The organism is Edwardsiella piscicida, from assembly GCF_021733145.1.
In the GTDB taxonomy this organism is placed as follows: Bacteria; Pseudomonadota; Gammaproteobacteria; order Enterobacterales; family Enterobacteriaceae; genus Edwardsiella; species Edwardsiella piscicida.
The window spans coordinates 1,296,796-1,320,248 of record NZ_CP090968.1 but is presented as its reverse complement, the minus strand read 5'-3'; the positions used below and the strand labels follow the sequence as shown (position 1 = coordinate 1,320,248).

The following is a 23,453-nucleotide window of genomic DNA, read 5'->3' as shown; positions in this document are numbered from 1 at the left end:
GCGCATCCCTTCGCTATGATGCGCCCCGTTGTCGCAATTCCTCTGTAGTTCAGTCGGTAGAACGGCGGACTGTTAATCCGTATGTCACTGGTTCGAGTCCAGTCAGAGGAGCCAAATTCAGAAAATCCTGCTTAAGGAAACTTAAGCAGGATTTTTGCTATTTAGCCCTTTTTAAACACACACGCTCTACAGTTCGCCAAAAAAATCAGCATATTGCTGTCAATCCATCCGAACGATCGCTAAACCGCATTTGCCACTTTACAGGCATCGCCCCCTTCGCTATGATGCGTCTCGTTGTAACGATTCCTCTGTAGTTCAGTCGGTAGAACGGCGGACTGTTAATCCGTATGTCACTGGTTCGAGTCCAGTCAGAGGAGCCAAATTCAGAAAAGCCCGCTTAAGGAAACTTACGCGGGCTTTTCGTCATCTACCGTCCTCTAACGCAGTTTTGCTATAAATCGCTAAATAAATCAGCGCATTGCTCTTATTGTAGTCAAACGCACGCGGGTAGCGATATCCCCCCTTTACAGCGGCGGTCCCCTTCGCTATGATGCGCCTCGTTGTCACAATTCCTCTGTAGTTCAGTCGGTAGAACGGCGGACTGTTAATCCGTATGTCACTGGTTCGAGTCCAGTCAGAGGAGCCAAATTTAGAAAAGCCCGCGTAAGGAAACTTACGCGGGCTTTTTGTCGTGTAGCCTCCCGCAGTCGTCCTGTCACGACAAATTGACAAAAAAATCAACATATTGCCTTAATTCCATCCGAACAGATCGATAAGGCGGTTTCCCCCTTTACAGCGGCGGCCCCCTTCGCTATGATGCGCCCCGTTGTCACAATTCCTCTGTAGTTCAGTCGGTAGAACGGCGGACTGTTAATCCGTATGTCACTGGTTCGAGTCCAGTCAGAGGAGCCAAATTCAGAAAAGCCCGCGTAAGGAAACTTACGCGGGCTTTTTGCTACCGTGGGATTCCCCGGCCGCAAGGCATAAAAAAGCGGGATCCCAGGATCCCGCCCGTTGCCGTTGTCTTACGTACGGCAGATTACTTCTCTTCTTTATGCTCGCCTTCGCCCAGCGCCTTCAGCCGCTTGGAGAGCTCGCGGCGCTCTTTGGACAGATCGGCGTTCTTGATGATGTACTCATCCACGCGATCCTCGTAGTTACCGCGCATATCGGCAATGATTGCCTGAATCGCTTCAACGCTCATGCCCGGCTTGATGTAGTCGCTCAGGTTGTCCAGCAGCAGAACGCGCTTCTGGTTATCGCGGATTTTCTTCTCAACATCCGCGATTTCGCGCTGCAGCTTGTTCTTGCGGCGGAAGGTACGCACGAATTCCAGTACGTTCTGGAACGTCGGCTTGTTTGCATTTTCCATATCAACACCTTTGCTTAAGTTAAAAAACCAAACCCGGCAGCCCATGGACTGGCGTTAATCGCTCTACTGCTGTTTGTACCATCGACGGGCGCACAAAAACAGCCCATTATCACAAGAAAATGGAATGACTGCCGAGTTTTTATGCAACAAGATGCGGCGTTACTTCGCAATCTCTCCACAAAATAAAAAAATCCGGGCACAGGCCCGGACTGGCATCATTGCGTCACGAATGACCGCTGACTTACTCCGCCAGCCATTCGGTATGGAACACCCCATCCCGATCGGTGCGCTGGTAGGTGTGGGCGCCAAAGTAGTCGCGCTGGGCCTGAATCAGGTTGGCCGGCAGCACCGCGGCGCGGTAGCTATCGTAATAGGTGATCGCCGCGGAGAGGGTCGGTACCGGGATCCCCTGCTGTACGGCGTAGGAGACGACGTCGCGCAGCGCCTGTTGGTACTCATCCGCAATCGCCTTGAAGTACGGTGCCAGCAACAGGTTGGCCAGCGCCGGATTTTCGGCATAGGCATCGGTGATTTTCTGCAGGAACTGGGCGCGGATAATGCACCCGGCGCGGAAGATACGCGCGATCTCGCCAAAGTTCAGCGCCCAGTCATATTCGTCAGAGGCGGCCTTCAACTGCTGGAAGCCCTGGGCATAGGAGACAATCTTACCCAGATAGAGGGCGCGACGCACCTTCTCGGCAAAGACCGCACGCTCAGCCGCCGGCAGCGCCTGCGCCTGCGGGCCACTCAGCACGCGAGAGGCCGCCACGCGCTGCGCCTTTAGCGAGGAGAGGTAGCGGGCAAAGACGGATTCAGTGATCAGCGTCAGCGGGATCCCCAGATCCAGCGCGCTCTGGCTGGTCCACTTGCCGGTGCCTTTATTCGCCGCCTCGTCCAGGATCACGTCGACCAGGTCATTCCCTTCGTCATCTTTCTTGGCGAAGATATCGGCGGTGATCTCGATCAGATAGCTGCTCAGCTCACCCTGATTCCATTCGGCAAAGGTGGCGGCCAGCTCGTCGTTGCGCATCCCGACGGCGTGCTTCAGCAGGGAGTAGGCCTCAGCGATCAGCTGCATGTCGCCGTATTCAATGCCGTTGTGCACCATCTTCACATAGTGCCCGGCACCGTCCGGCCCGATATAGGTCACGCAGACCTCACCGTCTTCGGCAACGGCAGCGATCTTCGTCAAGATCGGCGCGACCAGCTCATAGGCCGCCTTCTGTCCGCCGGGCATAATAGAGGGCCCCTTCAGCGCCCCCTCTTCACCGCCGGAGACCCCGGTACCGATAAAGTTAAAGCCCTGCGCCGATAGCTCACGGTTGCGGCGAATGGTATCCTGGAAGAAGGTATTCCCACCGTCGATCAGAATATCCCCCGGCTCCAGATAGGGCGTCAGAGAGGCGATGGTCTTGTCTGTCCCCTCACCCGCCTTCACCATCAGCAGAATACGGCGCGGCGTCTCCAGCGAGGCCACAAACGCCTGCACGGAATGGTATGGCACCAGCTTCCGCCCCGGATTCTGAGCCATCACCTCATCGGTTTTCTCGGGTGAACGGTTAAAAATCGACACCGTATAACCGCGGCTTTCGATGTTCAGCGCCAGGTTACGCCCCATCACCGCCATTCCCACTACACCGATCTGTTGTTTGGACATGACAAACTCCTGTGTAACACATACCGGCTGCGCCACCTGCGCAGCATAATTGTAGGTAATATGTTAACTCATCTTTGCACGTCAGGGGTATCGATTGCTGCCATCGGCCGATGAATGGCACGGATTGTGTAGCCTTTTATTTTTTAATAAACCTAACAATAGGTTTCAATAAAAACCTTATTGGTTGGAGTATTTTCATCTTAATACGAGTAAAACGGCATGATATCAGGTAATGACTCCAACTTATTGATAGTGTTTTATGTTCAGATAATGCCCGATGACTTTGTCATGCAGCTCCACCGATTTTGAGAACGACAGCGACTTCCGTCCCAGCCGTGCCAGGTGCTGCCTCAGATTCAGGTTATGCCGCTCAATTCGCTGCGTATATCGCTTGCTGATTACGTGCAGCTTTCCCTTCAGGCGGGATTCATACAGCGGCCAGCCATCCGTCATCCATATCACCACGTCAAAGGGTGACAGCAGGCTCATAAGACGCCCCAGCGTCGCCATAGTGCGTTCACCGAATACGTGCGCAACAACCGTCTTCCGGAGCCTGTCATACGCGTAAAACAGCCAGCGCTGGCGCGATTTAGCCCCGACGTATCCCCACTGTTCGTCCATTTCCGCGCAGACGATGACGTCACTGCCCGGCTGTATGCGCGAGGTTACCGACTGCGGCCTGAGTTTTTTAAATGGCGGAAAATCGTGTTGAGGCCAACGCCCATAATGCGGGCGGTTGCCCGGCATCCAACGCCATTCATGGCCATATCAATGATTTTCTGGTGCGTACCGGGTTGAGAAGCGGTGTAAGTGAACTGCAGTTGCCATGTTTTACGGCAGTGAGAGCAGAGATAGCGCTGATGTCCGGCGGTGCTTTTGCCGTTACGCACCACCCCGTCAGTAGCTGAACAGGAGGGACAGCTGATAGAAACAGAAGCCACTGGAGCACCTCAAAAACACCATCATACACTAAATCAGTAAGTTGGCAGCATCACCTGATATCAAATCATATAATGATATAGTTATGCCTAACTCACTTAATTTGTTGATATATTCTACTTTATAATCTCGACAACTCATAACCACAATACTTAACTCAGCAGGTTCTCTAAGTTTGATATTATATCGAGAGAACACATCCCGCAATTTTAGAAATTTTAAACCAATAATAAAATCCTTGCTTATTTTAACATATCGACTATTAGGATTATCTATTAGCAAATAATTGCCTATCCCCATATCCTGCTTCATAAACTTCATATGGTAAAAAGCAAAACATCCACCATACTTCTTCATATTACTTAAATCCATAACTTCAAAGGCAGGACTATGCAAAAATATATTTTTTGGCGAGACGGGAAAAATACACAAGTCATTATTCATGCCACAGAAAGTACTATTAGAAGGCAAGAACACCCCTCCTTTATTATCAATTAAGTTAACACCATGCAAACTAAAATACTTATTATCACATTCATCATCTAGATATTTTTTTATTGAGAAACTAGCCGATGGATCAAATATAATATCACCATCAATCTTTACAGCATATTTTCTCGTCGTCATTGATAATGCATAATTATAATAATTGACTAAGCTATTAACACTGTCCGGCGGTAAGGATATATGCTCTTTAGAGCCTTGGGGGTATACTTTCGGAATATAATGATAAGCGCGAACTCTATCGCCAAAGGCTAAAATTGCTCGGGATATTTCAGACGCAGTATTATCAGTACAGTCATTAAAAACAATAACTATTTCATCAACCAAATCTAACCATGACTCAATAACAGCATAAATATACTCTCCCTCATTCCTAGCCCGAATAAATCCACTTAACCCTTTCTCCCGCTGATTACCATCCATCAAAGAGAAATCAACAACTGGTTGCTCAACTTTCAGAATCATTTCTTAACCCCCAAGGCATAGGATAGACCTTATTAGAGATATAGAATGTAAATACGAAATGGATACATTTCGCGAGTGCAAAAGCCACCGCAGCCCCAAGCAAAGAGAAATATGTCACACCGATAAATAATAGAGCCACGCCCAGCATACCAGAGATAATTGTCGTCAGTGACAGATACTGCGTTTTTTTGGCATAAAAAATATAGTTAGTAACCATAAGATACATACCAGAAAAAATCTGTCCAAGGCAGACCCATCCAATAATCCTACCTGCCTCAATATACTTATCACCAGCAATCATTACAACAATATATGGAGCAATAAAGAACGCCAATAACGCAATGAAAAGCAAAGACAGCATATAACAATATGTAACTTTCACGATCTTTAGTTTTTCGAAAAAACACTCATTTTTCAATCTATCAAATAACCATGGAACAAACGCTTTGTTGATTGCATCGAATATGACGGCTAATGCGGAACTTAGCTGAAGAGCAACCATATAGATTCCGACATCAGCAACACCAAGCTTATGATTAATAATAAACCTATCACTCATAGTTAGCAGCAACATGCCCAATGCATGAGGCAGGAGAGGCACCCCAAAAAGCAATGCTTCCTTTAGATACTTCAATCGAAAGGAGAAGGCATCAATTAATTTATCACGATAGAGAAGAGCCATGCTTAATACAGCACTTAAGGCCGAACTGATTACAATAGCATCTATGCGCCCTTCTCCGCTTTGCTGAAGAAAAACCACAAAAATAACTGACAGCAGCATATTTATAATGCCACTACCGACTTGTAACAAACCAAATAGCTTCGCTTTATTTCTAATCTGCCACTGGCCTAACCTCATATTTGTTATAAATAAAAATGAAGCGCCCAGTACCGCATACAATACCCACCCATCGGGTATTGATAATAATTTCGCCAACTGTGCTTTAAACAATATTCCAACAAGAGAAAGAAGCAAAAAGCTAACCAACAGGATCTGAAAGCAGCTTCCATTAAACCTCATCAGGACTAACTGATCGACATTCCCATCATAGTACTTACGATTTGCTGCACCTATTGTATTTAATCCAACGATTGCTGAAATTGCTGATAGAAATGTCTGAAACATCACAACCTGCCCATAGTCTGCAACCGATAGATTGCGGGTTAATATTGGCAAGAGTAAAAACGGGATCAGTGCATTTAATATATTCGATGTAAGATACACACCAATTCCTTTAAGTAAATTCACACCCCCTCCTAAGAAAAGAGAAAAACAAATAATTATATATTAAAATCGACATCATAAAAATCCTTATAATCCGCATCTTTTTCTGAGTATAAAAAACGGACAATAGCATCTCTTGCATTTTTTAACGAATCTTTTTTATAATAAGGATTATTGATTCCGGTTATTTTTTGATGAAAACTAACCGATTGACTTAGCTCAATCGCCGCGATGATTGCAGCTTTTGTACAGGCAGCATCAATCACGCTCTCACCATGAACCCGCCCCTTTTGCCGATCCCCAATATTAATTGTTGAAATATTTAACGAAGGTGCCTCGATAATTCCTGAAGAGGAATTTCCTATCAAGCCACAAGAATATTTCAATAAGGCCAAATACTCTTCAGAACTCACTGAGATCATATAGCGAGATGCACTACGTAAACAGAATGACTTAATAATATCAATAATCTTTTCCGATCCGGTATCGGCATTAGAGCCAATAAATATAAAATCATACTCTTCAGAAAATACTGTTAACGCCGCAATCAAGGCTAATGTTTGCTCCGTCAATGAGACTTTAGTCAGCGTTTCCGGGTGGAACACCACCACAAAATACGGCTTAACCAAAGAACCGAAACGAGACTCCAATTCCTGTTTATCAGGCAATGTGAGGCTAAGACAATTTTCAGCCCCTAATGCACCGATATTAATAACTGAGCTAGGATGCTCTCCTAATTGAATGACTCGCTTGCGGTATTCTTCTGTCGAAACAAGATGAAGACTACTCATTTTAGTGATTGCATGTCGAATAAATTCATCATAATTCCCTAACGTTTTCTCGCCACCGTGAAGATGAATTAGGGGAATATTATTCATAGCTGCCGCAGTGGCAACAGAAAAAATCTCATAACGATCACCTAAGATCATGACTGCATCATAATCTTGATTAGCGAAAATTGAGGCAAACGCATTTTGACAAAGCGACATTGAATTTATTATTTTTTCATTGCTTGATGAGTCTAAATTAATATCTATAACTTTACTTAAATCAAGTCCATCACTCGCGATATTTTGATATGTGCTCCCATATTTAGGGTCGCAATGCATGCCTGTCGCGATGATGCTTAATTTGACCCCCTCCGTACGAGATAGCAATATTAATAATCGGCGTAAAATTCCATATTCAGCGCGTGAACCGGTAACACATAGTAAATGCTTCATGACAATACAGCCTCAATGTTTTCTTTCAGTTTAGAATAGGCCAATGGTGAAAAATGTAATCCATCATGGGTATATGATGCAGGTAAGTTCCCATATTCATCATAAAAGTCGCTTGAAAGCTCGATCCAATGAATAGATTTATCCACGCAAACCCTCCTTAAGACCATATTCAATTGAGTTATAATGTCATTATTTCGATCAACTCGCCCCCTCACTGGTGGTACTGCAATAAAATAAATAGCCACATCACTTTTTATTATTCTAATTTTATCAATAAACTCCCTGACCCATTCAGCAGAAAATGTAATATTCCAGTCATTGAGCACCATATCATTCGTACCCAACATGATAATAGCAATATCACCAATGTTTTTTATTAAAGACCTATCTAAAATAAGATCAATATACTCCCGAGTATTAATTCCAGCAATACCCAAGTTATTTACTTTCTCACCATTAATATGATCAACCAGCCAATAATCAAAAATGGAATGTCCAAGCAATGTTATCGAATTATTTAAACACATTAGATCTTTTTTTTCTGCGATTCTCTTTATGATACTCTCTCGCAAAATTTCTTTTTTACGTCGCCGCATCTGTATATTTATAGCGACTTCAAAGTCATATCGGTCATCAATATCAAGAGAGTCTTCTTTATTCATTATAAAAGCTATACTATCACTACCAAAAAAATGCCGCCTCTTCAGATAAGCATCCGACTTAGCCATAAATATAGCACCATTTGGAAAGTATTCTTTATTATCCTGCCGACGATATAAGCTAAAATCAATATCAAAATGTTTTAAAGTCAGATCTTCCGCCAATGGTTTAATAAGAGAAGATGGTTTATCACTTTGTACCATTGAGACTAAAAAACCATATTCCGATGAATAAAATAAAGCAGCAGCAGACTTAATATGCTCCGCAGTACGAAAAGGAGATGTTGGCTGCAGCAACGCAAAATACTGTATATCACTAACTTTACTCAAAACATCCTCAACCACCATATAGGATGTTGCTGAGTCAGAGGCTAGCGCCGCATCTCTAATAAAAACCTCTGCGCCAAATGACTCTGCAATGCTTTTATACTCATCTGAGTCAGTAGAAACAATAACTCTATCAAACACACCAGAGTTTATAGCAGCCTCAATAGTATACGCAATTAATGGCTTATCCATTAACATTAGAATATTTTTATTGTGCAATCCCTTTGAGCCTGAGCGAGCTGGAATAATGGCGACTTTCATATATATTATAGCTCCTGCATGCTCAAGTTAGAACAACAGATCAGTTCATCTTCACAAAAATCTCGCTCTGCAATGCTGCCTAAAACCTGATACCAATGCATAGGACTAATTCCATTACCTGGACGCTTAGTTGTAATATTCTCTAAAGTAAAAATCTCACCTTGCTTTATATTCCGTTTGGCAACGATCGATTTTCGAGCAACTATTTTATTCTTGCGTTCAGAATTAGTCACAATTTTATCATAGCTGCCTAATGCTAATTCAATAGCCCGAATCCCCTGACATAAGAGTCGCAATTCATCTGGCGTCACCGATGCTTTATGATCTGGACCGGGAAAGTCTTTATTTAAAGTAAAATGCTTCTCTATGAAACAAATGCCATAAGGCACAGCCGCAATCCCTGAAAAATATCCAGGAGAGTGATCAGAGAATCCAATCTGATATTCTTTGAAAATACTCTTAAAACTAGATAATGTATTAAGATTCACATCAGAATAGGGTGTCGGATATTCTGTATTACAGTGTAGAATGGTAATATCACTTGCTTTAATACCATTATTATGCAATACATGCAGTGCCATGTTAATTTCATCTAGCGTTGCCATTCCAGTCGATATGATAATTTTCTTATCAGAAATATCTAGTCTTGCTATTTTTTCAAGATAAGGAAGATTTAATAACTCTCCAGATGGGATTTTCCATACGCGTTGTTTTAATGAAGCAAGAAAATCGATTGAATCAAAATCAAACGGCGTAGAGAAAACATCCAGACCAAGATTTTTTGCATATTGTGACAGTTCAATAAAATCATCATAGGCAAGCTCCAATTTACGCGTCATCTCAAGCTGAGACTCTTCGCAGCCAGTTTGCTTTATCTGATACTCCGCCTTTGGTGCATACTTTGAAATCAGCAAATCCGCTTTAAACGTTTGAAACTTAACTGCATCCACCCCAGCGGCTTTTGCCTGCTCAACCATTTTTTTAGCTAGTAGAGGATCGCCATTATGGTTACAGCCAATTTCAGCAACGATATACACTTTATTCATCATAATTCTCTCTGATTAAACGCGTCGGGGAGCCCGCAACTACAACATTATCTGGAATATCTCTAATCACTACGGAGCCTGAACCAATGATTGAGCCATTGCCAATAGTTAGCTGTCCATTAATCACGCTACAACTCCCGACAAATGTTCTCTGGCCAACCTGAACGTCACCATTAAGAACAGCATTGGTTGATATATTAGAGCAACACCCAAGAGTGTTTCCATGCTCAACTAAAGCTCTAGTATTGATCACAACGGCATCATGTATTATCGTGTCACTATTGACTATACACATTTTACCAATATATATTCCATTGCCTAATGTAACATTGGGATCAATCAATGCTGATGAGTCAATTATATTGACCAACGATAATCCCTTGGACATTAATCGTTGGTAAAACCACCAACGATGCTTTGGCTCTCCGATACCGATAAAATAAACATAATCGTTAAAATTATCTATTTTTTCGATTGCATTAGCCAGAATTGGATATCCTTGATGAACGCCTTGCTTATACGTATCGATAAACCCAATCAATTCAAGCTGATTAACATCGATACTACTAATAATAGATTTAGAAAACCCGCCGGCACCTATAATTATCAATTTTCGCATGCCATAATCCTTTTTATTGCACTAAATCTCGATGCATGGAGATCCCATTGCCATCAACTTTGCTATATTTTCAGAGGTAACGGCATCGATATGTTTTGCTTTCACGGCAATACAATTCACCTTTGGCATATCGAACATATTAAACTGTACACTACTCGCCATTCCATACACATTGATCTTTGCGTATTTTTTACATAACAAAATAATGACATGCTCTGCGATGATATTGTCATATTCACTCGGCAGAAAAAAACCATTAAATAACATCACACGCTCTCTAGGGTGTGGGATATAATAAGTGTTATTATTTTTTTCTAAAAATTCAAGAATGCTTTTTTCTAGCTTAGCGACATAATTTTTTCCGCTAAGCATCTCGCTATATATTCCACCAAGAAAGAGTGATACTTCGCCATTGCTAACAATATGATTACTATCATCTATATTAAACAAATTTACCAACTGGGTATTTTGAATAATATTCTTGCGATCTTTATAGATCGTATGATGCAAGCATGATTCATTCAAGATCCTATGCTTATCAAACTTCCGTCTTAATAGCGTATGAACGACTAACTTCCATCGTTTCTGCGCCACATCATTATAATATCTTCCGTTATAGCTTATATTGACTGTCCCATCATCAAACGTCTCTATTCTTTTAAAGTTACCATAGGAGAGAACATAATGTATAAATGGATGATCGATATTGGCAAAATAAATAGTATCAAATGATTTGTTTTTCACAAATCGATAAATATCGATAAAGGTTTTCACTTTCAACGGTGCAAAGAAAGCCCGGGATTCTACCATATGCTTACCTAAGTCAGCATAATATTTTCGATTCACCTCATTATCTTTAGCGAAAAAATAAAATAGCTGTGCATCAGCATCTTTTTTTTGCTTTATTTTTTCCGCAATCAGCGTTTGGAGTGGTGTCAAACAAATATACAGATCCACAGAGAAATCTCACATATTAATGTTAAAACAAGAAAATATAAAAAAACCGTAGCTATTTATCATAGCTACGGTTAAAACGTAACAAACTTTGTTGTAAAAGTGAACTGTTTTAAGCGTTATAATAGTCACGATACCAATTTACGAAAGCCTGTACCCCCGCCTTCACCCCCATCTGCGGGCGATAGCCGGTCACCGCGAACAGATCCTCGGTATCAGCATAGGTCTGGTAAACATCCCCCGGCTGCATCGGCATAAAGTGCTTCAACGCCTCGATCCCCAGAGCCTCCTCCAGCGCCGTGATGTAGTCCATCAGGCGTACCGGGCTACCGTGACCGATATTATAGATACGGTATGGCGCGGAGCTGGCGGCTGGTGCCCCCTGCTCGACCCGCCAGTCGGCGTTCGGCTGCGGCACAACCTCCATAATACGCAGCACCCCTTCGACGATATCGTCGATATAGGTAAAGTCACGCTGCATATCGCCATGGTTGTAGATGTCGATAGGCTTGCCTTCCAGCATATTCTTGGTGAACTTGAACAGCGCCATATCCGGGCGCCCCCACGGCCCATAGACCGTGAAGAAGCGCAGACCGGTGGTCGGCAGTCCGTACAGATGAGAGTAGGAGTGCGCCATCAGTTCATTGGACTTCTTGGTGGCGGCATACAGGGAAATCGGGTGGTCGACGCGATCGGCGGTCGAAAACGGGACCTTGTTGTTCAGCCCATACACGGAGCTGGAAGAGGCGTAGACCAGGTGACCCACCTTACCATGACGGCAGCCCTCCAGCACGTTGACGTGTCCCAGCAGGTTACTCTGGGCATAGCTCAGCGGGTTAGTCAGCGAGTAACGAACCCCCGCCTGCGCTGCCAGGTGAACCACACGATCAAAGTGAGCGGCACTAAACAGCGCCGCCATGGCCGCGCTGTCGGCGATATCGATCGGATGGTAGGTGAAGTTAGCATCGGCCTGAAGCGGCGCTAAACGCGCCTGCTTGAGCGACACATCGTAATAGTCGTTCAGGTTGTCGATGCCCTCGACCTGATGCCCTGCCGCCAGCAGACGGCCACAGAGATTGGCACCGATAAAGCCGGCGCAGCCAGTTACTAAAACACGCATAAATTATCCTGTAAAAATCTCCCCCCGGCTGAAACGACACGCACGCCCTAGGGCGCGCGTTGGAGGCAGGTGTTAGTCAGTACGATCCAATGGACATTATGCTAACCTCGCCAGCCAATATTGTCTTACAAAATTTGCCGGTAATGGTTAGTCATTGCCAAAGATATCGCGGGTGTAGACCTTGTCCGCCACATCATCCAGCTCCGGCGCCATGCGGTTCGAGATGATCACATCCGACATCGCCTTGAACTGCTCCAGGTCACGGATCACCTCGGAGTGGAAGAAGCTATCCTCTTTCATCACTGGCTCAAAGATCACCACTTTAATCCCCTTGGCCTTGATACGCTTCATGATCCCCTGAATCGAGGAGGCGCGGAAGTTATCCGAACCGCTCTTCATGATCAGCCGGTACACGCCCACCACCTGCGGATTACGCGCAATAATCGAGTCGGCGATAAAGTCTTTACGCGTACGGTTGGCCTCAACAATCGCCTGGATCAGATTATTGGGCACCGAGGAGTAGTTGGCCAAGAGCTGCTTGGTATCCTTCGGCAGACAGTAGCCGCCGTAGCCAAACGAAGGATTGTTATAGTGGTTGCCGATACGCGGATCGAGGCTAACCCCCTCAATAATCTGACGGCTGTTGAGCCCCAGCGCCTCAGCATAGCTATCCAGCTCGTTAAAATAGGCGACCCGCATCGCCAGGTAAGTGTTGGCAAACAGCTTGATCGCCTCTGCCTCCGTCGAATCAGTCAGCAGGGTCGGGATATTCTGCTTAATCGCCCCCTCCTGCAGCAGCGCAGCAAAGCGCTCCGCGCGCGCGGAGCGCTCACCGACCACGATACGCGACGGGTGCAGGTTGTCATACAGAGCCCGCCCCTCGCGCAGAAACTCCGGCGAAAAGATCAGGTTATCGATCCCCAGGCGCTCACGCAGCTGCTGAGTGAATCCGACGGGAATGGTCGACTTGATGATCATCACCGCCGCCGGATTGATCGCCAGCACATCACAGATCACCGCCTCTACGCTGGCGGTGTTAAAGTAGTTGCTCTTGGGATCATAGTCGGTCGGCGTCGCAATGATGACAAAATCTGCGCCGCGGTACGCCTCTTCCTTGTCCAGCGTCGCACGGAAGTTCAGGGACCGGTGAGTGAGGTACTCTTGGATCTCCTTATCCACGATCGGTGACTGACGCCGGTTAAGCATCTCGACCTTTTCCGCCACGATATCCAGGGCGACGACCTCATGATGCTGAGCCAGCAAAATTCCGTTGGACAGGCCGACGTAGCCCGTACCGCTAATCGCAATCTTCATCACATGCCTTTGTGTTAATAAAATTAATCTTGATACCCATTCGGGTTGCTCTGCTGCCAGCGCCAGGTGTCACGCATCATCAGATCCAGATCGTACTGCGCGCGCCAGCCGAGCTCCCGCGCCGCCAGCGCTGGATCGGACCAGCATTCGGCAATATCACCGGCGCGACGCGGCGCAAAGCGATAAGGTATAGTAACCCCAGAGCACCTCTCAAATGCGGCAACGATATCCAAAACGGAATATCCTACCCCGGTTCCCAGGTTATACACTTTGTAGCTGGCCCCCTCATCGCGACGATCGAGCGCGGCCAGGTGACCCGTGGCCAGATCCATCACGTGAATATAGTCACGCACTCCGGTGCCGTCGTGGGTAGGATAATCATTACCAAAGATGGACAGGCAGGCCAGTTTCCCTACTGCCACCTGCGCAACATAGGGGATCAGGTTATTAGGGATGCCGTTAGGATCTTCGCCGATAAGCCCCGACGGATGAGCCCCTACCGGGTTGAAGTAGCGCAACGCGGTAATACGCATCTCAGGTCTAGCGCGGGATACGTCCTGTAGGATCTGCTCAACCATCAGCTTGGAGGTGCCATAGGGATTGGTCGTCCCGCCGGTACGGCTGTTCTCCGTCAACGGCACTGACTCGGGATCGCCATACACCGTCGCAGAAGAGCTAAAAATAAAGCCCTGCACGCCGGCTCGACGCATCTCCTCTAGCAGTACCAGCGTACCGCTAACATTATTATCGTAGTACTCCAGCGGTTTTTCTACCGATTCCCCCACGGCCTTGAGACCGGCGAAGTGGATCACATCGCTAATAACGTGCTGGGCAAAAATTTGCTGCAAAATCGTCCGATCGCGCACATCGCCGCGGTACACGTGAGGCTGCCGATCGCAAATCTGCGCCACTCGCGTCAACGCCTGCGCAGAGGCGTTAACAAAGTTATCCAGTACCACCACTTCATCCCCGCGGGACAGCAGCGCCAGCACCGTATGAGAACCGATATAACCGGCGCCGCCGGTCACTAAAATTGCCATGCTAAATACCCTGAATCAATCAATTCGCGTCTGCAAATCCCGCAGCCAGGTGGTAAAGGCCTCTCCCTGCTGAGAGTGACTCAACCCACCGGCGACAAAGGCTTCAGCATACCCCAATTTCTCACCGCAGTCATAGGACCGCCCGACCTGGCGATAGGCCTCAACCGGACGGTGCTGCAGCAGGGTTGCGATAGCATCGGAGAGCTGGATGCGCTCCCAGGCGCCAAAGCCGGTGGCGGCCAAGATCGGCCAGATAGCAGCAGACAAAACATAGCGCCCGACCGCGGACAGGTCAGACTGGTATTTCTCGGCGTCCTCGGGTTTTTCTACAATCGAGGTCATACGGGCGCTCTGCCCCGGCTCCAACACCGCATCGGCACAGTTGATCACCGAGTACTCCGGCAGCACTTCTAGCGGCATCGGCTGCACCAAGACCTGACTGCGGCCACTCTCTTCGAAGCGCTTGACCATCGCCGCCAGGTTCTGGCTAGCGGGATCGAAGGTGCTGGTGTCTAGCCAGATATCCGGCAGCGCGACAATAAAGGGATGCTCCCCGACCAGAGGACGGGCGCAGAGGATGGCATGCCCCAGCCCCAGCGGCTTATGCTGACGCACGCTGTTAATAGTCACCCCCGGCGGACAGATGGAACGCACCTCATCCAACAGCTGACGCTTGACGCGCGCCTCAAGCAGCGCCTCCAACTCGAAGGAGGTGTCGAAGTGGTTCTCGATGGCATTCTTAGAGGAGTGGGTCACCAGGATGATCTCTTTCACCCCCGCCTGAACACATTCGTGTACTACTTTTTGAATCAACGGCTTATCGACGATGGGCAGCATCTCTTTCGGGATGGCCTTAGTCGCTGGCAACATCTTCATCCCCAGTCCGGCGACAGGGATAACGGCTTTAAGTGAAGTCATTAGAATTAATCCTAACCAAGAAGTATCTTAATAAGCTTATCGCAGAAAACATCTTCATCAAATTTTCTTTCTGCTAGAATACGACTTTCTTTTCCCATTCGTTCAATTTCACTCTGATTCTCTATAAAATAGATCATCTTTTCAGCCAAAGCCTGAGCATTCCATGGAGGAACGAGGAAACCATTAACGCCATCTATTACCGTCTCTTTACAGCCTGGCACATTCGTAGTAATAATTGGACGGCCAATAGCCATAGCCTCCTGAGTACTTCGTGGAACTCCTTCCCTATATGACGGCAATACAAAAACACTCGTTTCTGTCAAAACCTCATGTATATTATTTGACACACCTCTAAAGTTAACATGGCCTTCATCAATCCAGCTTTTTAATTCTGTTTTACTTACACCACCAAGATTATCATCGATTCCACCCACAAAATCGAACTTTACGTTAGAGTATATTTCACGCACATAATTTGCCGCCTTAATATACTCTCTAACACCTTTATCGATTAACAATCTAGAGACCATTGTAAAGCGAATTTCACGAGGGAGAGGTTGATACGAAAACTTATTCAAATCAACACCAATCCCGCCTATAACATAGGTACATTTAACTCTAACATTATTATCAATAATAATTTCTCGCCTATCATCATCATTTAAGAAAATAACACAACGAGAATGAGGCAATGCTAATTTATACAATAAAACCTGAGAGTGTCTTAATATTTTCTTCTTTAGCGAGTCGGCTTCTAACCGTCGAGTAAAACAATACCCTAAGCCTTCTAACATCGAGTAATTACATTTTACCCCGGCATAATGCGCAGCCAATGTACCAAAAATGACAGGTTTTGGAAAAAAAGAAAACGTAATATCAGGGTTGATCTCTTTTATTTTTTTAATCATAGAGCATATGGTCACCACTGCTTGAAATGGATTGACGCTACTACGATTCAATTCATAAAAAACAACATGAATACCCAACTGATTAAGTTCTGATATTCTAGATGCATCTGTTTTTGGCAGCAATAAGTAAACAATATGCCCATCATGAATCAGCCGCTCAATCAACCTCAGCCTAAAGTTAAATATTGATGCAGCAGTGTTTGTTATTAATAGTATATTCACGAATAGGTCACCGAATCAAAATAACATAACATTATGAGTGCAATCATACTACCTTATTATATAACTGCATCCACTCATCGGACACTGCACATAATGAATACCGTGTTAAAATACGATCTCTGGCCTTATCTGAAATTATTGCTCTCTGCTCTGGCGTCAACTCTATTGCTGATTTTAATGCATTAGCTAAAAGCGTAGAATCAGCTTTTGGAACAAGAAACCCAGCATCACCAACAATTTCTTTTGTCCCACCACAATCCGTAGAGACTACGATACCACCGCAACTCATCGCTTCACACAAAACCAAAGGCATCCCCTCCCATGAAGACGACATTACATATATGTCCATTGCAGACATCAACTCTGCCACATCATATCTTAACCCGAGCCAACGGACACTACTCTCAATGCCTAATTCGATGGCTAATTGTGCTAATGACGCCTTATCCTCCCCAATACCTGCAATAGCTAACACTAAGGAACGGCCTTCACATTTGATTTTTGAAAAAGCCGACAGCAAGTTTTTATAATTTTTAGCTTCAGTCAGTCGGCCTACGGCAAGTATTAACACGTCATCATTAGACAGAAACAACTCACGTCTTTTATTTACTCTTTCACTTTCCGAATATTTATATTTATCAGTGTTAACTCCATTATACATAAGTATCATCCTCCCTTTTTTTACTGCATTAGCCTGCTCAAAAGATGTTACAGCCTCTTGGCTGACATTAGTAGATATTGAAGCAAGCCAATCTGTTAAACGATAGGACAACATTCGCCACCGCCCCCCCTCATTCGTATTATGAGCGGTACAAATCAATTTAAAGGATGGGTCAAGCATACGAAGAAAACGAGAGAATAAATTAGCATGGTACATATGACTATGAACAATCTGAGGGTTAAAGTCTTTAATTATCCTCCTAGCACACCATAGCGCACGAATAAAACCAAATATATTTTTTTTCATATTTATTGAATAGACTCTTACATCTTTCAATAAAGGTTGCACCACCACCCTATCGGCGAGACTAATAACAATAACGTTCACTCCACGCAAAGAGAGTTTATCAGCCAAATCACAAACTTGTTTTTCAGCCCCTCCCATACCAAGTCCTGTGATAACAAAACAAATTCTATGAACATTATTCTGATTGAGCTCAATCATTTAACAGTCTCATCCATTTTTTACCAATATTATCCAAATGATACTTCCTTGCATTATCAATGGAGCAAGTTACCATTTCATTATATAATTTATCATCATCATAGATACTTGCAGCATATTCAACTTTATCGGAAAATCCTGAAACATCATTATTATCGATTAACCAGCCGGTTTTATTTTCAATAATAATTTCACTAGGTCCTGTATCGCAGTCAAATGCAATAATTGGCAAGCCCATTTCTTGCGCCTCTAACAAGACCATAGGGAAGCCTTCAAATCTAGAAGTCATTACATAAAATGCACTAATTGAATAATGTTCAATCACATTATTTGTGTTTGAATAAAACTCAACAAATTTAGAAACCCCTAATGAATCACATGTTTTTTTTAATTCTTCCTCATCCTCACCGCTACCGACGATACGCAACATCCAATCTTGTCGTTTCAAACAGAATATAGACCAAGACTTGAGTAATAAATCAAAACCTTTTTGATAAGTTAGTCGACCAACGGCCAACATGATTTTCTTTTTTCTTATGTCAACATCGCTTGCAAGACTGAATGGTACTGGGTTATAGATTCTGTTCACTTTTGCTTTGCAGAAGCATTTATCAAGCCAGAATTTTTTATCTCTCTCCGTCAACGTTATTATGTCATCGGCAAAACAGGCGGCTAATATCCTAGCAACTCGTCTAACCTTCTTCCCAAGATCAATCTTATAATTAAAATGCTCCCAGCAAATATTTCTAACACGTAAATATATAAAAGCAGGAATAGAATAAATGGAAAGCATAGACTCAACATTTATAAATACATCTATATTTTTTTTCTTTACAAAAGAACGCAAAAATAAAATAACCAAAGGCAAGCGAGTAATTCCTCGACCGGCATTATCGAATATATTACAAACAGATACATTACTATTTAAAGGAAAAAAGCTCTTCTGACCACACTGCAAACTAAGGATAGATACCTGGTATCCATTTACTGCCAAAAAATTTGCCAGGACGCTAGTCACCCGTTCAGTGCCACCTGATCGACTAATATCCCCAACAAAAAAGCATATATTCCTCATATTTTACATCTCTTTAAGATACAGTATAAAATAGCCTGAAAATATCGGACAACCGTTTTTATAAAACCTATCGGATTTTTTATAAAGCATCTTATAGGGATATATTTTAACATCGCAGATCTTGAAATAAAATGGCCTCGAGCATTCATAGAAAAAGAGCTTTTGCTAAGACGGCCTACCACCGTCTGATCATGAAAAATACTAAAAGGCTCATCTAAATATATGAATTTATATTCCTTTGACACAACCGAATAGAACCAAATTTCAGGAATAAACTTTACCCCATCAACAACTGGATATGGAAATTCCGAAATAATTTTGGTTTTAAACACATCAATTCTTTCACCAGAAATACCACTGGCGAATTCATCATACCAACTGGCAATACCATCTCCGCCAACCTGAAATAAACTATCAGGCTTGCCCGTTGACTTTCGAATAGCCAGACAACGCAGTCCTATTAAATCTTGTCTTTCATCTAGCAATTTAACATATGGTTTTATCTTTAGCAGCGCAGAAGGTACTAACTCATCATCAGAATCCAGACCGATAAAAAACTCCCCTCGCGCCTCTTTTATTGCTCTATTCCATGCTGACTGTTTCCCAGCGTTATTTTGATAAATATAGTTAATGTGAATTTTCCCATCCTTAATGAAATCACTCACAATATCTTTTGTATTATCAGTTGAACCATCATCAACAATAATCCATTCTATATCATCATATCCTTGATGAAGAATACTTTCATAGCAACGACGTAGGGTTTTTGCTCGATTAAATGTTGGAGTGAATACTGTAAGCATAAGAGTAAAAAGTTCCATCTGATTATTTTTTAATGCCAAGCTTAATCTTTGGCATTAAAAAAACAAAAAATAAAAAATAAAAACAGAACGGCGATATTATAACCAGCGAGGATCTTGGTAAAAATACTAGGCGCGTAAAGATCGCAGTCAATAAAACAAGCCAAAATAGATTCTTAGAAGCATTTTGTAAAGTAGAAAGCAAAAGTCCAAAGCTAAAAGCCAAGAGTGAAAAACCTAAAATATTTCTACCACCAAAAACATAGAAATCACTCATCAATGTCCAATCTAATCCAAACCCTCTAGCAAACAGACTTTCATCTAGCGTCTTAGCCATATAGTGTTGAAAACCTGTCATATAATATTCAACAGGTATAAAGATAGAAGTTATAGCACTAGCCCCTGGGAAAATAGTCTGAAAATAGCTTAATATTGGGTAATTACTAACCTTAGTTGATAGGTCAAACACCATTAGTGATACACCCTGATTAAAAAGGAAGGTAGATAAAAATTTCACTAATGAAAAATCAGAGAAACTTCCACTGCCTCGATATGACATTATTTGTATAAAGGCAGATAGTAAAATTACACTGATTAATGAAATGGTTAAAAACCTAAGCACGCCTAAATTTTTAGCACCATTTCGCCCAATCAACCAGACCAAAAGAAGAAGGCTAACTAACAATGGCCCTCGGGCACCAATAACGGTAGAGCAAATAATAGTTGTTATATATATCCCAACAAACCATTTTTTCCTATATCCAACAACTATCGCATAGGAAAATCCAATAGCAAAAATAGTTTGGGCCAGACTACTTAATGGAAGACTATATGCCTTATCCTGCCAGAGTTTAGATGCTAAATACCCACCTCTAATAGCATCTAAAACTGTCGACATGAGTTCGATGAGAAATAACGGGCTTAATAAGAGTGCAACATTGCAAAGGCGCCGCATCCATTGATCATCTAATGCGATAGGTTTAAACGATAAATTACTAAAAAACGCTATTTTGTAGCCAAAATCCATAGAGCATAAAAAAACAAAAATATATAAAGTTAATGTTACTGCATCATAATCATTTAGCGTATAATTAACAAAGAAGTTCATGCTAAATACATTGACATCGCCGCCAATGAAAGCAATAAAAAACCTGCCACAGATAAACAATGAGAATGCAATCAAAAACAAACAATAAGTTGAGTTGATATATATCTTACAAACAAAGTTCGATATAAATATACAAATAATAAATAATGGTAAAGCAAGCTCCAATAGCCTTAATTCACTACCATCGTGTTGAAAAAACAGAAAAAACAAAACTGGAATCATTAATACATAAATAATAAGCTGAAAAAAAACAAATCTCTTATTGTTGTTGTTGACCATTAGCAAGTTATCCCATTAACTGGTTTTATTTATTTTGAAAACTTCTTTTTCTACAGCCTTAGTTAATCTGGCAAAGAGAGTTTTCCTGAAAGCATAATATAAGAGAGGTTTTATTTCTCCAGCAGCAAAAACTCTCGATGGAATGATCCTACTAATATAAAAGCAAGACTCTTTAGCTAAAATAGCATCTTCATGATATAGCCTTGCACATTTAGATACATGTGAAATATATAAGTTCGATAATAATATTGCCCATTGTTTCTTACTCTTAGCAAGATAATATATCCGAATATATCTTAGGATACCAAACTCGCTATCATTTAGATCACTCAACCTTAAATTAGAGGTTATCCCTGAACTATTTTTCCTATATTTAATTATCGGCACCCGAGTATCAATTATTTTTTTTGACCGCGCTATTAATATTGGGATAATCAGTTGATCTTCAAACCGACGGCCTTCATCAAAGCAAACATGGGAAAATAATGTTTTTTTATAAATAAAACGCCAGGCGAACCAGTCTGACTTTTTAAAAACACTAATAGGATTATTTAAAATAAAATCGTCTTCTTGTGCTGAGATGTTACCTATTCCCTCCTGAGCTGAAATAGGATCGCCATCGGCATCAACCGATATATACGAAAATGATAAGCAATCTGGATTATGCCTTAATAGCTTCCCTTTGATGACATCGTAAATACCATCAGTCCACATATCATCTGAATCTAAAAATGCAATATATTTACCGCTAGCGACTGATAAACCACTATTTCTTGCACTAGACAACCCTCCATTAGCCTTATTGATATTTACAAACCGATATTTTTCTTCATACTCATTTATAATATCAATAGATTTATCTGTAGAGCCATCATTAACAATAATCACCTCAAGAGACTCATCATATTGATTGAATACTGAATCAAGGCAAGCATGCAAATACATACTTGTATTATACACAGGAATAATTATAGACAGTAATTTCATACTTTACCGATTATCTCTCTCATCAATCCCTTTTTATACAAAACAAAAGAGAGTAAAAACAAAGCAATGATTTCAACAAAAACAACCGATAGCGAGGCACCTATTGCTCCATATGTTTTAGCCAGGAAATAACATAATGGCAAATGGATAATCACACAAACAATTGGCATGATCGTATATTCTTTTTTATACCCACAGGGTAATAAAATATAATTACCAAAAACCGTTGCTGTTAAAACCAACAAATATATCGGAGAATATATTACAAATAATGTTGACACCATTTCATATTTATCGCCATAAATTAATGTTGAGAGTGGCCCAGAAAAAATAGCCATTACAACACCAATAAATAATGCGGATCCTCCCTGAAAAACTAAGATCCTCTTGACTAACAAGAAAGCATCACGTCTGCTCGTAATAAATAAATTACTCAATCTAGGATAGAATGCATTCCCCAATATAAGGAAAACACCTAATACAGCCCCTTTAATTCTATCTGCTGCAGTATATATACTCACTTGATCGATAGTACTAACTGCGGCGATGATAATACCACTGCTTATTGTATAAAGATTTATTGATATCATAGCTACAAAAACACTATAGCTATCTTTTATGGTTAGAATAATATCATTAAGACTTACAGAGACGAACTTTATTTTTTTTGATTTATAGATAATCAGGCATGCTATAGCTCCACCGATAAAACCGGTTGCCGATTGAATAATAACGGCTGCAGAGACATCCTCTGCCCCCTGAACGAATATAAAAAACAAGGGTAACGTAATTAATCTCGCGAACAAAGTTACCTTCGTCACTGAGGATAACTCCTCAATTCCTTGAAAGTACCACACTGGCATGATAACGGTGCCAACAAGCATGATTAAAATATAAACCAACTGAGGCTTAAATATTCCATTAGACTGAAAGTAAACGAGAAATAGTATGACCGAACTAATCAATACACAAAGCATCAATTTTGTATATATTGTAGTCCAAAAAACATGAGAAATATAATTAGCATCACCTTGGTTTTGCGCTATTTTTTTTGTTGATGTAAAGTTAAAACCAAAATCGACAAACAAAACACAGTACTGTGAAATATTCAATACTAGGCCATATATACCGAACTCATATAGCCCTAACGTTCTCGTCAAGTATGGAATTGTGAGCAACGGGACTACATAACTACTTCCTTGTAAAATAAGTAGATATATTATATTTTTCCTTAAAAGGGACATAATTTAATCGCTTAAACTGGAT

21 protein-coding genes and 4 tRNA genes are annotated in these 23,453 nt (G+C 42.5%); 4 read left to right on the top strand and 21 right to left on the bottom strand.

What is annotated here, in order from left to right; all coding sequences use genetic code 11:
- The first annotated feature begins 38 nt into the window (after positions 1–38).
- From L1P05_RS05945 to L1P05_RS05930, 4 genes are all read left to right on the top strand, one after another.
- Positions 39–114 (top strand) — tRNA-Asn (locus L1P05_RS05945).
- Positions 115–304: 190 nt separating this feature from the next.
- Positions 305–380, top strand: a tRNA-Asn gene (locus L1P05_RS05940).
- Between the two features lie 190 nt (positions 381–570).
- Positions 571–646 (top strand) — tRNA-Asn (locus tag L1P05_RS05935).
- 190 nt (positions 647–836) lie between these two features.
- A tRNA-Asn gene (locus L1P05_RS05930) sits at positions 837–912 on the top strand.
- A gap of 127 nt (positions 913–1,039) precedes the next feature.
- Here the strand turns inward: L1P05_RS05930 and L1P05_RS05925 are convergent.
- The 21 genes from L1P05_RS05925 to L1P05_RS05825 all read right to left on the bottom strand — a co-directional run bounded on the left by L1P05_RS05925 (position 1,040) and on the right by L1P05_RS05825 (position 23,431).
- Entirely contained in the window at positions 1,040–1,372 is a 333-nt protein-coding gene (locus L1P05_RS05925; RefSeq protein ID WP_015461239.1) for a DUF496 family protein, read from the bottom strand.
- Positions 1,373–1,613: 241 nt separating this feature from the next.
- Positions 1,614–3,029, bottom strand: a complete 1,416-nt coding sequence (gndA, locus tag L1P05_RS05920; protein WP_012848073.1) for an NADP-dependent phosphogluconate dehydrogenase — start codon at positions 3,027–3,029, stop codon at positions 1,614–1,616.
- 243 nt (positions 3,030–3,272) lie between these two features.
- Positions 3,273–3,970 (bottom strand): IS1-like element IS1B family transposase gene (locus L1P05_RS05915; protein ID WP_095033700.1). Its coding sequence is split into 2 segments (ribosomal slippage): positions 3,273–3,721 and positions 3,721–3,970, totalling 699 coding nucleotides; the frame shifts between segments, so codons are not numbered across the junction.
- 28 nt (positions 3,971–3,998) lie between these two features.
- Positions 3,999–4,937, bottom strand: coding sequence for a hypothetical protein (locus tag L1P05_RS05910; protein ID WP_236888278.1), 939 nt, complete (start codon positions 4,935–4,937; stop codon positions 3,999–4,001).
- Positions 4,921–6,186, bottom strand: coding sequence for a lipopolysaccharide biosynthesis protein (locus tag L1P05_RS05905; protein ID WP_012848071.1), 1,266 nt, complete (start codon positions 6,184–6,186; stop codon positions 4,921–4,923). Before L1P05_RS05905 ends, L1P05_RS05910 begins: the two co-directional genes overlap by 17 nt.
- Before the next feature lie 32 nt (positions 6,187–6,218).
- A complete protein-coding gene (gene neuC / locus L1P05_RS05900; RefSeq protein ID WP_012848070.1) occupies positions 6,219–7,385 on the bottom strand; it encodes a UDP-N-acetylglucosamine 2-epimerase in 1,167 nt (388 codons plus the stop codon).
- Positions 7,382–8,632, bottom strand: a complete 1,251-nt coding sequence (locus L1P05_RS05895; RefSeq protein WP_012848069.1) for a cytidylyltransferase domain-containing protein — start codon at positions 8,630–8,632, stop codon at positions 7,382–7,384. Before L1P05_RS05895 ends, neuC begins: the two co-directional genes overlap by 4 nt.
- 5 nt (positions 8,633–8,637) lie before the next feature.
- Positions 8,638–9,678 carry an N-acetylneuraminate synthase gene (gene neuB, locus L1P05_RS05890; RefSeq protein ID WP_015461234.1) on the bottom strand — a complete coding sequence of 347 codons (1,041 nt, stop codon included), beginning with the start codon at positions 9,676–9,678 and terminating at the stop codon, positions 8,638–8,640.
- Positions 9,671–10,297 (bottom strand): acetyltransferase, encoded by a 627-nt coding sequence (locus tag L1P05_RS05885; RefSeq protein ID WP_012848067.1) that lies wholly within the window; start codon positions 10,295–10,297, stop codon positions 9,671–9,673. Before L1P05_RS05885 ends, neuB begins: the two co-directional genes overlap by 8 nt.
- 21 nt (positions 10,298–10,318) lie before the next feature.
- The gene (locus tag L1P05_RS05880; protein ID WP_034168007.1) at positions 10,319–11,254 is read right to left on the bottom strand and encodes a glycosyltransferase family 52; all 936 of its coding nucleotides are present in this window, start codon (positions 11,252–11,254) and stop codon (positions 10,319–10,321) included.
- A 109-nt stretch (positions 11,255–11,363) separates the two neighbouring features.
- Entirely contained in the window at positions 11,364–12,371 is a 1,008-nt protein-coding gene (locus L1P05_RS05875; RefSeq protein ID WP_012848064.1) for an NAD-dependent epimerase, read from the bottom strand.
- 147 nt (positions 12,372–12,518) lie between these two features.
- On the bottom strand, positions 12,519–13,685 hold the full coding sequence (ugd, locus tag L1P05_RS05870) for a UDP-glucose 6-dehydrogenase (RefSeq protein ID WP_012848063.1): 1,167 nt from the start codon (positions 13,683–13,685) through the stop codon (positions 12,519–12,521).
- Positions 13,686–13,708: 23 nt separating this feature from the next.
- Positions 13,709–14,725: a UDP-glucose 4-epimerase GalE gene (gene galE, locus L1P05_RS05865; protein WP_012848062.1), complete on the bottom strand. Its 1,017-nt coding sequence runs from the start codon at positions 14,723–14,725 to the stop codon at positions 13,709–13,711.
- A gap of 15 nt (positions 14,726–14,740) precedes the next feature.
- The gene (locus L1P05_RS05860) at positions 14,741–15,643 is read right to left on the bottom strand and encodes a sugar phosphate nucleotidyltransferase (protein ID WP_012848061.1); all 903 of its coding nucleotides are present in this window, start codon (positions 15,641–15,643) and stop codon (positions 14,741–14,743) included.
- An 11-nt stretch (positions 15,644–15,654) separates the two neighbouring features.
- Positions 15,655–16,773 carry a glycosyltransferase family 4 protein gene (locus L1P05_RS05855; protein ID WP_012848060.1) on the bottom strand — a complete coding sequence of 373 codons (1,119 nt, stop codon included), beginning with the start codon at positions 16,771–16,773 and terminating at the stop codon, positions 15,655–15,657.
- A gap of 43 nt (positions 16,774–16,816) precedes the next feature.
- Positions 16,817–17,938 carry a glycosyltransferase gene (locus tag L1P05_RS05850; protein WP_012848059.1) on the bottom strand — a complete coding sequence of 374 codons (1,122 nt, stop codon included), beginning with the start codon at positions 17,936–17,938 and terminating at the stop codon, positions 16,817–16,819.
- Entirely contained in the window at positions 17,931–19,013 is a 1,083-nt protein-coding gene (locus L1P05_RS05845) for a glycosyltransferase family 4 protein (RefSeq protein ID WP_071818509.1), read from the bottom strand. Before L1P05_RS05845 ends, L1P05_RS05850 begins: the two co-directional genes overlap by 8 nt.
- Positions 19,010–19,855 carry a glycosyltransferase family A protein gene (locus L1P05_RS05840; protein WP_226079130.1) on the bottom strand — a complete coding sequence of 282 codons (846 nt, stop codon included), beginning with the start codon at positions 19,853–19,855 and terminating at the stop codon, positions 19,010–19,012. The genes L1P05_RS05845 and L1P05_RS05840 overlap by 4 nt, the downstream gene beginning before the upstream one ends.
- A complete protein-coding gene (gene wzy, locus L1P05_RS05835; RefSeq protein WP_012848056.1) occupies positions 19,839–21,200 on the bottom strand; it encodes an O-antigen polysaccharide polymerase Wzy in 1,362 nt (453 codons plus the stop codon). Before wzy ends, L1P05_RS05840 begins: the two co-directional genes overlap by 17 nt.
- 15 nt (positions 21,201–21,215) lie before the next feature.
- The gene (locus L1P05_RS05830; RefSeq protein WP_012848055.1) at positions 21,216–22,187 is read right to left on the bottom strand and encodes a glycosyltransferase family 2 protein; all 972 of its coding nucleotides are present in this window, start codon (positions 22,185–22,187) and stop codon (positions 21,216–21,218) included.
- On the bottom strand, positions 22,184–23,431 hold the full coding sequence (locus L1P05_RS05825; protein ID WP_071818508.1) for an oligosaccharide flippase family protein: 1,248 nt from the start codon (positions 23,429–23,431) through the stop codon (positions 22,184–22,186). Before L1P05_RS05825 ends, L1P05_RS05830 begins: the two co-directional genes overlap by 4 nt.
- Between the last annotated feature and the right edge of the window lie 22 nt (positions 23,432–23,453).